The 13,078-nt window shown below is 66.9% G+C and carries 11 protein-coding genes and 1 pseudogene; 8 read left to right on the plus strand and 4 right to left on the minus strand.

Annotation, left to right across the window (positions count from 1 at the left end; genetic code table 11):
• Positions 1-22 precede the first annotated feature (22 nt).
• Entirely contained in the window at positions 23-1,528 is a 1,506-nt protein-coding gene (gene gatB / locus AB0H00_RS10520) for an Asp-tRNA(Asn)/Glu-tRNA(Gln) amidotransferase subunit GatB (RefSeq protein ID WP_357264056.1), read from the plus strand.
• A 45-nt stretch (positions 1,529-1,573) separates the two neighbouring features.
• Here gatB and AB0H00_RS10525 read toward each other — a convergent pair whose 3' ends face one another.
• On the minus strand, positions 1,574-2,680 hold the full coding sequence (locus AB0H00_RS10525) for a PQQ-dependent sugar dehydrogenase (protein ID WP_357264059.1): 1,107 nt from the start codon (positions 2,678-2,680) through the stop codon (positions 1,574-1,576).
• Positions 2,681-2,800: 120 nt separating this feature from the next.
• On the opposite strand from AB0H00_RS10525, the gene AB0H00_RS10530 reads away from it, so the two are divergent.
• Together AB0H00_RS10530 and AB0H00_RS10535 are read left to right on the plus strand one after the other, a co-directional pair.
• On the plus strand, positions 2,801-3,670 hold the full coding sequence (locus tag AB0H00_RS10530; RefSeq protein ID WP_357264062.1) for a DoxX family protein: 870 nt from the start codon (positions 2,801-2,803) through the stop codon (positions 3,668-3,670).
• A 13-nt stretch (positions 3,671-3,683) separates the two neighbouring features.
• Positions 3,684-3,858: pseudogene (locus AB0H00_RS10535) on the plus strand (ATP-binding protein); the annotation flags it as partial.
• On the opposite strand, the gene AB0H00_RS10540 reads toward AB0H00_RS10535, so the two are convergent.
• The 3 genes from AB0H00_RS10540 to AB0H00_RS10550 form a co-directional block, all read right to left on the minus strand.
• Positions 3,859-4,701, minus strand: coding sequence for an alpha/beta hydrolase (locus AB0H00_RS10540; protein ID WP_357264065.1), 843 nt, complete (start codon positions 4,699-4,701; stop codon positions 3,859-3,861).
• A gap of 303 nt (positions 4,702-5,004) precedes the next feature.
• The gene (gene ilvD, locus AB0H00_RS10545) at positions 5,005-6,846 is read right to left on the minus strand and encodes a dihydroxy-acid dehydratase (RefSeq protein WP_357264068.1); all 1,842 of its coding nucleotides are present in this window, start codon (positions 6,844-6,846) and stop codon (positions 5,005-5,007) included.
• A 465-nt stretch (positions 6,847-7,311) separates the two neighbouring features.
• Positions 7,312-7,887, minus strand: coding sequence for a PH domain-containing protein (locus AB0H00_RS10550; RefSeq protein ID WP_357264071.1), 576 nt, complete (start codon positions 7,885-7,887; stop codon positions 7,312-7,314).
• A 458-nt stretch (positions 7,888-8,345) separates the two neighbouring features.
• Here AB0H00_RS10550 and AB0H00_RS10555 point away from each other — a divergent pair, with 458 nt between their 5' ends.
• The 5 genes from AB0H00_RS10555 (at position 8,346) to AB0H00_RS10575 (ending at position 12,891) form a co-directional block, all read left to right on the plus strand.
• Positions 8,346-10,265, plus strand: a complete 1,920-nt coding sequence (locus AB0H00_RS10555; RefSeq protein WP_357264074.1) for an acetolactate synthase large subunit — start codon at positions 8,346-8,348, stop codon at positions 10,263-10,265.
• Between the two features lie 8 nt (positions 10,266-10,273).
• Complete coding sequence (gene ilvN, locus AB0H00_RS10560; protein WP_357264076.1) at positions 10,274-10,777, plus strand: acetolactate synthase small subunit; 504 nt, start codon at positions 10,274-10,276, stop codon at positions 10,775-10,777.
• Between the two features lie 212 nt (positions 10,778-10,989).
• A complete protein-coding gene (gene ilvC, locus AB0H00_RS10565) occupies positions 10,990-11,991 on the plus strand; it encodes a ketol-acid reductoisomerase (protein WP_357264383.1) in 1,002 nt (333 codons plus the stop codon).
• A 109-nt stretch (positions 11,992-12,100) separates the two neighbouring features.
• On the plus strand, positions 12,101-12,307 hold the full coding sequence (locus tag AB0H00_RS10570) for a hypothetical protein (RefSeq protein WP_357264079.1): 207 nt from the start codon (positions 12,101-12,103) through the stop codon (positions 12,305-12,307).
• Positions 12,304-12,891 carry a nucleotidyl transferase AbiEii/AbiGii toxin family protein gene (locus AB0H00_RS10575; RefSeq protein ID WP_357264082.1) on the plus strand — a complete coding sequence of 196 codons (588 nt, stop codon included), beginning with the start codon at positions 12,304-12,306 and terminating at the stop codon, positions 12,889-12,891. The genes AB0H00_RS10570 and AB0H00_RS10575 overlap by 4 nt, the downstream gene beginning before the upstream one ends.
• Positions 12,892-13,078: the final 187 nt, after the last annotated feature.

Raw genomic sequence — 13,078 nt, forward strand, 5'->3', positions numbered from 1 at the left:
GCGCTTACCTAGACTGATGGCCATGAGCGCACCCACGGTCGACCTGATGGATTACTCGGATGTCCTCTCCCGGTTCGAGCCGGTGCTCGGCATGGAGGTCCATGTCGAGCTGTCCACCGCGACGAAGATGTTCTGTGGTTGCCCGACCGAGTTCGGTGCACAGCCCAACACTCAAGTTTGCCCTGTGTGCCTCGGTCTGCCGGGCTCGCTGCCGGTGGTGAACGAGAAGGCCGTCGAGTCCGCGATCCGGATCGGGCTCGCGCTGAACTGCTCGATCACCCCGTGGGGCCGGTTCGCCCGCAAGAACTACTTCTACCCGGATCAGCCGAAGAACTACCAGATCTCCCAGTACGACGAGCCGATAGCCACGAACGGGCACCTGGACGTGGCACTCGACGACGGAAGCGTTTTCCGTGTGGAGATCGAGCGCGCGCACATGGAGGAAGACACCGGCAAGTCGGTGCACGTCGGTGGCGCGACCGGCCGCATCCACGGCGCCAGCCACTCACTGCTGGACTACAACCGGGCGGGCGTTCCGCTGATCGAGATCGTCACCAAGCCGATCACCGGTGCGGGGGAGCGCGCTCCCGAGGTGGCGCGGGCGTACGTGACCGCTTTGCGCGATCTGCTGAAGGCACTCGGCGTGTCCGACGTCAAGATGGAACAGGGCTCGCTGCGCTGCGACGCGAACGTTTCGCTGATGCCGGTCGGCGCGACGGAATTCGGCACCCGCACCGAGACCAAGAACGTCAACTCGCTCAGGAGTGTCGAGGTGGCGGTGCGTTTCGAAATGCGCCGCCAGGCGGCGATTCTCGCAGGCGGCGGCACGATCGTTCAGGAGACCCGGCACTTCCACGAGGCCGACGGCAGCACCTCGCCGGGACGTCGCAAGGAGACCGCCGAGGACTACCGTTACTTTCCGGAACCCGACCTGGAGCCGGTCGCGCCCGCGGCGGATTGGGTGGAACAGCTGCGCGGCACCATCCCCGAGTACCCGTGGCTGCGCCGCGCCCGCATCCAGTCCGAGTGGGGCCTGTCCGCCGAGGTGATGCGCGACCTGGTCAACGCGGGCGCGCTCGACCTCATCATCGCGACCGTCGACGCGGGCGCTCCGGCCAACGAAGCGCGCTCCTGGTGGGTCGCCTACCTCACCGAGAAGGCCAAGGAGCGCGACGTGGCGCTGGAGGACCTGCCGATCAGCCCGGCTCAGGTCGCCGAGGTGATCACGTTGGTCGAGGCCAAGACGGTCAACAACAAGGTCGCCAAGCAGGTCGTCGACTACGTGCTGGCCGGAGAGGGCGACCCGGCGCAGATCGTCGAGGCCAAGGGTCTCGGCATGGTCAGCGACGACAGCGCCCTGCAGGCCGAGGTCGAAAAGGCCCTCGCCGCCAACCCCGACATCGCCGACAAGATCCGCTCCGGCAAGGTGCAGGCGGCGGGCAAGATCGTCGGCGACGTCATGAAGGCGACCCGGGGCCAAGCCGACGCCGCCCGGGTCCGCGAGCTGGTGCTCGCTTGCTGTGTTTAATTTGCAGCGCCTGCGGCACTGCCAATCGAACATCGCACATCGAGCTCAGTCCGGTCCGCCGCCACCGGCCTGTGGCGGTGGGATGCGGACGACGCGGTCGTCGAACGGGCCCGGCTGTCCGTCGGTTTTGTTGACCGTGGTTACCCAGACGGTGCCGTCGGCGCCGGCCGCCGCGCCGCCGAGCTGCCCGTACTTATCCTGCGCCAGCAAGGTCGGCGCCGCGGTGACCGCATGGGTATTCGGGTCCGCGGCCGCGATGGCGAGGGCTTTCGCGCGGGTCAGCGAGATCGCGACACCGTCGACGGCTGCCGCGCAACCGGCGACACCGGGCCGGTCGGGCCAGGTCCATGCGGTGGTGACCGCGCCCGCGCCGTCGACCCGCTGCAGCCGGTCCTCGGTGGGGGTGCGGTCGGTGATCCAGATGCTGTCCGCGCCGGCGTGGCATACGTCCCCGACGATCCCGATACCGGAGACGGCGATCTCGGGAGCCGGCGTACGGCCTGCTGCCGGAGAGTTCACACGCAGCAGTTTGCCCGCGAGCGAGGAGGTGGAGGCCGCGGCACCCGGGTCGCCCGCGTTACCGGTCAGCACGAGCATCTGGTCGGGCGAGGCGAACTCGATCGCGCCACGATTTCCGCTGGAGCCCTTCGGGATTCCGGTCAGAATGTCCTTCGGCGGACCGCCCTCCGCGATGCGGACCACCCGGTTGTCGCTGGCAGTGGTGATGTAGGCGTACATCAGCCCGTCTTCCCGATAGGTGGGGGAGAGTGCGATGTCGCTGAGCCCGCCGTCGGTCGAACCGTCCACGTCCAGTTCGGCGATCTCCACTGGTTGCTGCTCCGGGGCCACCTTGAGAATGCGTCCGGTCCGTCGCTCCGCGACCAGGGCGCCGTCGCCGAGGATGACCAGCCCGCCAGTGGTATCCAGGCAGGTGGCCACCACCGCCGGGTCCGGATCGATGCACGGCCCGCTCGGCCGGGTGGTCGAGGTGGGTGGCTGGCTCGGTTTCTTCGGGTCGATTTCGGCCCCGTGCAATGTCGGTTCCGGCGTGAACGGGCTGGACGCCGAATCGTCGAACCGGGCGCAACCGGTCAACAGGGCGGAGCCGAGCGCCAAGCTCGCCGCGACGCGGCCCACGACAACCAAACTCATAGCTCAGACGTTACGGAAATACCGTCACGCGCGCCCGCGCCGGGGGGTGTTGCGCGCGCACTGACACGCCGTGCCTCGCACACGCCCCGCGGTAGCGCGCCGCGGCATAGGGTGTTGGCCGTGACCGACAAGCCGAAAGACACCCCCGAACCTTCGCGGGTCGAGGACGCCACGCCGTCCACGGCCCCTCAGTCGGCGGCGTCGTCCACCGGTCGAGGAGTGAGCAGCCCGTTCGATTCGCCGACCGAGCAGTTCCCTCCGGTGGATCCGTCCCAGCGCCCCTTGCTCACCAAGGATGTCCCGCGCACCGACGACGAACTCGGGCTCGACCCGGAGGTCCCGACACCGGGCGAAAGAGCCAAAGCGCCCGCGTCCTACGGGTACGCGAGCATCCCGCCTGCCCCGAACCCGCCGAACGACACCGGCAGGCTGCGTCGGCGCACCGACGAGGACCGCCGTGGCACACTCGATCTCGGCTTGTTCCTGTTGCGGTTGGTAGTCGGTGGCACCTTCCTCTACCACGGGCTGCAGAAGCTCACCGGCTGGTTCCACGGCCCTGGCCTGGACGGGACCCGCGACATGATGGAGTTCAGCGGGTGGGACCGACCGACGGTGTCGACCATCCTGGTCACGGCCGGCGAGGTCGGCGGCGGCGCGCTGCTTGTCCTCGGCCTGGCGACGCCGCTGGCCGCGGGCGCGGTCCTCGCGGTGATCCTGGACGCATGGGGCTCGAAGCAGGGCATGGCCTCCGGATTCCAGTACAAAGCGGGCCCCGGCTCGGTCGAACTGGAGAGCATCCTCGCGGGCATCTCCGCCGTCATCATTCTGACCGGCCCCGGCCGCTGGTCCTTCGACCGCAACCGCGGCTGGGCCACCCGCCCCTCCGCGGGCTCCTTCGTCGTCCTCCTGCTCGCTATAGCCGCCGCGGTAGGCACCTTCTGGTACCTACACGGCGGCAACCCGCTCATCGGCATCAAGCCCTTCGACTGAGTGCTCCCGCCTCGAGGAGAAGGCCGGCGTCGCGATCGCCTCGAACGAGAGCTTCTCATCGTGGCCGAAGACGTTCACCGACCCCAGGCTCTGCGCCGCAATCGTCGATCGCTTGACCTTCGGGCGGCAACATCATCGAGACCGGCACCGACTCCTACCGGCTCACCCATACCCGCAGCCAGAAATAGTCAGCTGCGTGATGGGCGCGACATCGACTGGGCGGTCACTGCGGCGGCGATATGCCGGGCCAGGACATCTGGTGCCTGAGCGTGAGCAAGGTGTCCCTGGCCGGGTATGCGGACGATTTCGGCTTGCGGTAACGCCGCGGCAATAGGCGCGAACGCTGTTCCGTAGGGCGGGGTGTCTTCGTTGAGTTCACCGAGTAGGAGCGTGACCGGCATGGTCAGGTGTCGGTATTTCGCCAGGCGTGGCCGGTAGTCGTTGATGGCCGCCAGTTCCTCGGCAAGAGGAGCGGCCAGTGGGCGCAGAACCGGCCACGCCGGGCTGTTGCGCAGATCGGCTAAGTATTCCGCCGAAAAGCCCGAGACGTCGGTGTTGACGATCTCGACAGCGCGGTCCAGGTCGTTGTGCTCGATGGCATCTCGTAGCGGTGCGACCGCCTCTGGGGCGAACGGGCTTGTGACCGGTTCATAGGTGATGAGTGAGCGGATCCCTTGTCGTTCGGTTGCCGTCTCCAGAGCGATGAGTCCCCCATAGCTCCACCCGAACAGGTCCACCTCGCCCTCGATTTCATCCAGTATCCGGTGCAGGTCATCGATCTCGACGCGTATCGAGTAGCGGTCGCCGAGCGGTCCGCTAGGAATGCGTCCGCGCCGATTGATCGTCACGACGGGATTGGGCAGGTCGATGTGATCGACGACGGCCAGCCACGTCGCCGCGTCGGCCATGACACCGGGCAGCAGAACAAGAGGTTCGCCGTCGCCGTCGCGGATCGCCGCTGTGAGTTCGGTCCCGCCGCGTTCGAACCGGAGTAATCGGATCTGCTGATTGGCGGATACCTTCTCGGGCAAGAGTTTCTCCTCGGTATCGAGTCCGTCGGCGGGTATTGCGCTCGCTCGCAGTCAACATGAGGCCGGGCACGGGCATTCCCACGCCCGCGCGAACTACCACGAGCCATGCCTGGCAGCACATCGGCAAAAGACTGGTTGCCGTCCGATCGACGCACACCGCTAACCGTGCGGACGTGGCTGGAAAGGGGCCTGCCGTGGCTCGAAGTAGCGGTGCCCTTCCCGCACGGCCACTCTTCGTTGGCGGACGGCTTCCTCATACCAGGCATGAGGAGGCCGTCCGTGTCGGCGGAGCTATTTTTCGCGTTACGGTATGCGGCGGACGGCACCCTTGTCGGCCGAGGTCGCCAACGCGGCGTAGGCGCGGAGGGCGGTGGTGACCGGACGATCGCGGTTGACCGGCTGCCAAGGGCGTTCGGAGGTGTCCATTTTCGCGCGGCGCTCGGCGAGGACGGCGTCGTCGACGAGGACCTCGAGCGTCCGTGTGGTGACGTCGATGCGGATCTGGTCGCCGTTCTCCACCAGGCCGATGACGCCGCCGCTCGCCGCCTCGGGGGAGATGTGGCCGATCGACAGGCCCGAGGTGCCGCCGGAGAAACGGCCGTCGGTGATCAGCGCGCACTGCTTGCCGAGCCCCGAGCCCTTCAGGAAAGCGGTGGGGTGCAACATCTCCTGCATGCCGGGGCCGCCCGAGGGACCCTCGTAGCGGACGACGATCACGTCGCCGGGCTGGATCTTCTTGCCGAGGATGACCGACACGGCCTCTTCCTGCGACTCCACGACGACCGCGGGGCCCTGGAAGGAGAACAGCTCCTCATCGATGCCCGCGGTCTTCAGCACCGCGCCGTCGGGAGCGACGTTGCCACGCAAAATGACAAGACCGCCCTCCTTCGTGTAGGCGTGCTCCAGGTCGCGAATGCAGCCGCCTTCGGCATCGGTGTCCAGTGACGACCAGCGATTCTCGGTGGAGAATGGCTCGGTGGTGCGCACACCGCCCGGCGCGGCGTGGAACAGCTCGAGGGCTTCCTCGGAGGCCTTGCCGGAGCGGATGTCCCAGGTGTCGAGCCACTCGTCGAAGCTCTTGGTGTGCACCGTGGTGACGTCGGTTTCCAGCAGACCGGCCCGACGTAGCTCGCCCAGGATGGCGGGGATGCCGCCGGCCCGGTGCACATCCTCCATGTGATAGTCGGAGTTGGGCGACACCTTCGACAGGGTGGGCACCCGGCGGCTGGTCTCCTCGATGGTATGCAGATCGAAGTCGATCTCACCTTCCTGCGCGGCGGCCAGCGTGTGCAGCACGGTGTTGGTCGAGCCGCCCATCGCGACGTCCAGCGCCATCGCGTTTCGGAAAGCCTTGGCATTTGCCACGTTTCGCGGCAGCACCGAGGCATCGTCCGCGCGGTACCAGCGATTGGCGATGTCCACCACGACAGTGCCCGCCTTCTCGAACAATGCCCGGCGGGCGGCGTGCGTCGCCAGCGTGGAGCCGTTGCCGGGCAGTGCGAGGCCCAGCGCCTCGGTGAGGCAGTTCATGGAGTTCGCGGTGAACATGCCCGAACACGAGCCGCAGGTCGGACACGCGGAACGCTCGACCTCGCTCAAACCCTCTTCGGACACCGCCGGATTCGCGCTCGCGGAGATCGCGGTGATCAGGTCGGTCGGCGCCTGCGCGACACCGCCCACGACCACGGCTTTGCCCGCCTCCATCGGCCCGCCGGAGACGAACACCGTCGGAATGTTCAGGCGCATGGCGGCATTCAACATGCCCGGCGTGATCTTGTCACAGTTCGAGATGCACACCAGAGCGTCGGCGGTGTGCGCGTTCACCATGTATTCCACCGAGTCGGCGATGATCTCGCGCGAGGGCAGCGAGTAGAGCATGCCGCCGTGGCCCATGGCGATGCCGTCGTCGACGGCGATGGTGTGGAACTCGCGCGGTACCCCACCGGCGGCGCGCACCGCGTCGGCCACGATCTCGCCGACGTTCTTCAGGTGCACATGGCCGGGCACGAACTGGGTGTAGGAGTTCGCGATCGCGACGATCGGCTTGCCGAAGTCGGAGTCGGTCATACCGGTGGCCCGCCAAAGCGCGCGGGCACCCGCGGCATTGCGGCCGATGGTCGTGGTTCGGGAACGAAGCGGTGGCATTTCGATGGTCCTCGGGTCGCGGGGGCTGTTGTGCGGTGGCCGGACGTCCGTCCGTCCAAGCGCTCTTTGCGGTGGCCGGACGTCCGGCCAAGCGCTTTGTTCGGTGGCCGGAAGACGTGCGTCCAAGCGCTCATTGCGACTGCGCAGAGTTTGCTCGGCGGCGCTCCCACGTTACTCCGCGGGTGGGTGCGTCTCCCTGCCGGTCGCGTCGCCCGTGCGGCAGCCATGCGGTAGGTCTCTCGGTGTCAGCCCGGGTTTCGATGAGTCGCCGATGGGGGTGTGGTCGGCGCTGACGGTGGTGCCGGAGGTGCCGGACCGTCGACGGGCGATGGGTGAGAACGAGGATCGGTGCTCCCGACGAGATCATCCCATCACCTGACCGCAACTCGCTACCGTCGGAAGATGTTCCGCCATGTGACGCTGCTGACGGTCGCGATGCTCCGCGCCCTGGCGGCCCGTACGGCCTTATGGGTTCTTATCGCCGCCCGGGGTCTCGGCGTTCTCGGTTTCGGAAGTCTTCGCGACCCCGTTGGTCCTCGGTTCGTCCTCCGCGACCACGGCCGTGGTCGCAGCGGACTCGGCCGCTTCCTCGGCTGCGGGCTCGACGGTGGAGCCGGCCTCCTCAGGCTCGTCAGCCTCCTCCGGCCCTGCGAACGGATTCGGAATCCGCCCGTTGGACGCCGCCACCAGATCGCGCAACCGGTCGAAGCTCACCGCGGGCAACTTCACTTCGGTGCCGTCGGTCAGATCGGCGAGCACGTATCCACGCTTCGGGATCCGCACACCCTTGACCTGTGCCCAATCCAGATGGCGGGATCCCGACAGCGTCCGTAGGTCCAGTCCCGCGTCCGATATGGAGGTCTGTGTCCGCAGCACCCATACCAGCACGACCACGGGGATCAGCAACAGCCACCAGAGCCCGGCCGGCCAGCCGACGAACGGGAAGAATACGCACATCAGCAGGATGAATACGCCGAGGAAGGCAAGTCGTGGGATGCGGATCACACGAGTGGTCGGGGCGCTACCCGTCTCCGCTCCCACGGCGGGCGTATGGGACGATTCAGTAGGTGGCACGGACTGATGCGGTGATGACACACCACCATCCTCGCATCCTGGTGAACGGACACAAGCAACCGCACTGTCCCACATAATGGGACGCCATAGGTCATCTGTTTGACTCTTGGGTTCACGCCCGCTTAACGTCGTGCGCGTGAACCGAAACGAGTTGCTCGTAATCGGCCGGCGCGTCCAGCGTTGAGCCTGACACTCTGAGTCGAATACGTCAGCTCGCGTTGCGACGCGCCACCCTCGTTCAGCCCTGTGCTGACGGGGGCTTTTTTATGTTCGGATAATTGTTCGACATGGCGAGGCGCAAGACACGCGTTTGCGCTGGCCGGACGGCCGTCCAGGCGCTCTTTACGAGGGCTGGATGTCGTCCGTCCCGCGCCGCGAGGCACAAAATCCGGGGTCATAACGACTACCAGTAAGGAACGAAGACGGTGAGCGCACCTACCGCACGGCCCGGGCCTTCAGCCCGCAGGCCAGCGCCTTCGGCGAATCAGCAGGCATCGCCCGCTGCCAACGCGACGTCCGCGGCCCACCGCCGCCAGGCCCCGCCCGAGCGGGTCACCGGTGCGCAGTCGGTCGTCCGGTCGCTCGAGGAGCTCGGCGTCGACACAGTATTCGGCATTCCAGGCGGTGCGATCCTCCCGCTGTACGACCCGCTGTTCGACTCCAAGGTGCGGCATGTCCTCGTCCGGCATGAGCAGGGCGCCGGCCACGCGGCAACCGGTTACGCGCAGGCCACCGGCAAGGTCGGTGTGTGCATGGCCACCTCCGGTCCCGGCGCGACCAACCTGGTCACCCCGATCGCCGACGCGCAGATGGACTCGGTCCCGATCGTGGCCATCACCGGCCAGGTCGGCCGCAGCCTGATCGGCACGGACGCGTTCCAGGAAGCCGACATCTCCGGCATCACCATGCCGATCACCAAGCACAACTTCCTGATCACCGAGGCCGTCGACATCCCGAGAATCATCGCGGAGGCGTTCTATATCGCCGCGTCCGGCCGCCCCGGCGCCGTGCTCGTCGACATTCCCAAGGATGTGCTGCAGGCGCAGACCACCTTCAGCTGGCCGCCGGAGATGCGGCTCCCCGGCTACCGTCCGGTCACCAAACCACACGGCAAGCAGGTGCGCGAGGCCGCGCGGATGATCATGGGATCCAAGGCGCCGGTGCTGTACGTCGGCGGCGGCGTGATCAAGGCCGACGCCTCGTCCGAGCTGCTGGAGCTGGCCGAACTGACCGGCATCCCGGTGGTCACCACGCTGATGGCGCGCGGCGCCTTTCCGGACAGCCACCGGCTGAACATGGGCATGCCAGGCATGCACGGTACCGTGGGCGCGGTTGGGGCACTGCAGAAGTCGGATCTGCTGATCACCCTCGGCGCCCGCTTCGACGACCGCGTCACCGGCCAGCTGGATTCCTTCGCCCCCGGCGCCAAGGTCATCCACGCCGATATCGACCCGGCCGAGATCGGCAAGAACCGGCACGCCGACGTCCCGATCGTCGGCGACTGCCGCGAGGTGATCGTCGAGCTGATCGAGACGCTGAAGGCCGATCCGGCGTTGGGCGACGCGCCGCTGCTGTCGCTGGACGAGTGGTGGACCTACCTCGATGGCATCCGCGCCGCGTACCCGCTGGGCTGGACCCCGCCCGCCGATGGGTCGCTGTCGCCGGAGTTCGTCATCGAGGCGTTGGGCCGCCTGGCCGGTCCCGACGCGATCTACTGCGCGGGTGTCGGCCAGCACCAGATGTGGGCCGCCCAGTTCATCAAGTACGAGAAGCCGCGCACCTGGCTGAACTCCGGCGGTCTCGGCACCATGGGCTACGCCGTCCCGGCCGCCATGGGCGCCAAGATGGGTATGCCGAATTCCGAGGTGTGGGCGGTCGACGGTGACGGCTGTTTCCAGATGACCAACCAGGAGTTGGCCACCTGCGCGGTCGAGGGCGTCCCGATCAAGGTCGCGCTGATCAACAATGGCAACCTCGGCATGGTCCGGCAGTGGCAGACGCTGTTCTACCAGGAGCGCTACTCCAACACCGACTTGGGCACGCACACCCTGCGCATCCCCGACTTCGTGAAGCTCGCGGAAGCCCTCGGCTGCCATGGCATCCGGGTCGAGCGCGAAGAGGACGTAGAGTCCGCCATCCGGGAGGCCCAGTCCATCACCGACCGCCCCGTGGTGATCGACTTCATCGTCGGCAAGGACGCGCAGGTGTGGCCGATGGTCGCCGCGGGCACCAGCAACGACGAGATCATGGCCGCTCGCGGCATCCGCCCGTTGTTCGACGAGGACGAGGAGGCCGTCGAGCCCGCCGTCATCGACGCGGCGATGGCGCACGAGAAGAACAGGTGAACGGACGGATGAGTACCACCCACACCCTCAGCGTTCTCGTCGAGGACAAGCCGGGCGTGCTGGCGCGCGTCGCTGCCCTGTTCTCCCGGCGCGGCTTCAACATCGAGTCGCTGGCGGTCGGCGGCACCGAGCTGCCCGAGGTCTCGCGCATGACCATCGTCGTCACCGTCGAGGACTTGCCGCTCGAACAGGTCACCAAGCAGCTCAACAAGCTGGTGAACGTCATCAAGATCGTGGAGCAGGACGCCGACAGCTCGGTGGCTCGCGAACTGATCCTGGTGAAGGTGCGCGCCGACGCCAGCGTGCGGACGCAGGTGATCGAGGCCGTCACGCTGTTCCGCGCCAAGGTGATCGACGTGTCCCCGGACGCGCTCACCGTCGAGGCGACCGGCACACGGTCCAAGCTCGACGCGCTGCTGCGCATGCTCGAACCGTACGGCGTGCGAGAGATCGTGCAGTCCGGCGTGGTGGCCGTCGGCCGCGGTCCGAAGTCGATCACGGCGACGCGCTAGGTCGCACGGTCCCCGGACACGAGGACCCGCTACCACGGCGACGCGCTAGTCTGGCTTCGATCTACGGTCGGCGTACGGCGCTCCCCGCGTACGCGCGGGGGATCCGATTGATCCGAAACAGTACAAACCCATCACCTGCGTCAAGCACGGTGTGCCCCCGCTCCCGCGGGGACGATCCTCCAGAAGGGAAACCAACCACAGTGGCAGTCGAGATGTTCTATGACGACGACGCCGACCTGTCGATCATCCAGGGCCGCAAGGTCGCTGTCATCGGCTACGGCAGCCAAGGCCACGCGCACTCGCTGAGCCTGCGCGACTCCGGCGTCGAGGTCCGGGTCGGCCTCGCGGAGGGTTCGAAGTCGCGTCCGAAGGCCGAAGAGGCGGGCCTGACCGTCGGCACTCCGGCCGAGGTCTCCGAGTGGGCAGACGTCATCATGGTGCTCGCGCCCGACACCGCGCAGGCGTCGATCTTCACCAATGACATCGAGCCGAACCTGAAGGACGGCGACGCACTGTTCTTCGGCCACGGCCTCAACATCCACTTCGGACTGATCAAGCCGCCGGCCAACGTCACCATCGGCATGGTCGCGCCGAAGGGCCCCGGCCACCTCGTGCGCCGCCAGTTCGTCGACGGCAAGGGCGTTCCCGCCCTGATCGCCATCGACCAGGACCCGAAGGGCGAGGGCCAAGCGCTTGCGCTGTCCTACGCCAAAGGCATCGGCGGCACGCGCGCGGGCGTCATCAAGACCACCTTCAAGGAAGAGACCGAGACCGACCTGTTCGGTGAGCAGGCCGTGCTCTGCGGTGGTACCGAGGAACTCGTCAAGACCGGTTTCGAGGTCATGGTCGAAGCCGGTTACGCGCCGGAGATGGCCTACTTCGAGGTGCTGCACGAGCTCAAGCTGATCGTCGACCTGATGTACGAGGGCGGCATCGCGCGTATGAACTACTCGGTGTCCGACACCGCCGAGTTCGGTGGCTACCTGTCGGGCCCCCGCGTCATCGACGCCGACACCAAGAAGCGCATGCAGGACATCCTGAAGGACATCCAGGACGGCAGCTTCGTCAAGCGCCTCGTCGCCAATGTCGAGGGCGGTAACAAGGAGCTCGAGGCGCTGCGCAAGCAGAACGCCGAGCACCCGATCGAGGTTACCGGCGCCAAGCTGCGCGGACTGATGAGCTGGGTGGATCGTCCGATCACCGAAACCGCCTGAGGTTTCACCTTCGCGCTTGCGGCGCACACGTCTGGAAGGCCCGTTCCCGAGAAGGAACGGGCCTTCCTGGCCTTCCCGTGGCCACGGTGGAAGGCGGTAGGCTGGGGTCGTGCCGGAAGAAACGCCAGGTCAGCGGTTGCGCCTTGCCTTCGAGATGTATGACTTCGGCGTGCGCATGCAGCGTATGCGAATCCGCAGAGAGCATGCTGACGCAACGGAGGCGGAAATCGAGGAAGCCGTTCATGACTGGCTTCTCTCTCGCCCAGGTGCACCGCTCGGCGACGCGGTGGGGCACCCCTCGTCGCGGTTCGCATGAACCAACTCGAAGCGGCGCTTCGGCGCGCCACGGCGGATCTCGGCCGCCTCGGCTATGGTTGGGCGCTGGTCGGGGGATTCGCCGTTTCAGCGCGATCCGCACCGCGGTTCACTCACGATATCGATCTCGCAGTAGCGGTCGAAGATGATCGCGCCGCTGAGGATTTGGTTCGCCGGCTTATCTCCGAGGGCTATGGCTTCTATGCATCGGTAGAGCACGACAACGGAAGGCTGGCCACCATCCGACTTAAGCGGAACACGGATGGCGTACCGGTCCTGGTCGATCTTTTGTTCGCCAGTTCAGGAATTGAGCCGGAGATCGTGCGCGCAGCCGAGAACCTGGAGATCGTGCCCGGCCTTACGTTGCGGGTTGCGACCACCGGTCACCTGATCGCGCTCAAATTGCTCGCTCGAGACGATATTTCACGCCCCCAGGACCTTGCCGATCTGCGTGGACTGCTGGAGGCAGCCTCGGACGGCGATGTAGAGCAAGCTGAGGCTGCGGTTCTCCTGATCACCGAGCGCGGTTTCAATCGTGACCGCGACCTCCTCGGGGCGCTGCATGAGATGGCATCTGCTCGTTGAGTGGTCGTACGAGAACGTGCGATCGCCCGATCCTGAGCTGCCTGATTCTCAGGCTGTCCACGCACGGTAGCCCGCTCCGGAATCGGAGTGTTCGAGGGCGTCACATGACTACGGCCCGGCACCTGTGAGGTACCGGGCCAGTCATGCCGAATGGCTGCTAGCTACTGCCGAACAGGCCGGTTCTGGT

It is taken from the genome of Nocardia sp. NPDC023852, assembly GCF_040639505.1.
Classification (GTDB): domain Bacteria; phylum Actinomycetota; class Actinomycetes; order Mycobacteriales; family Mycobacteriaceae; genus Nocardia.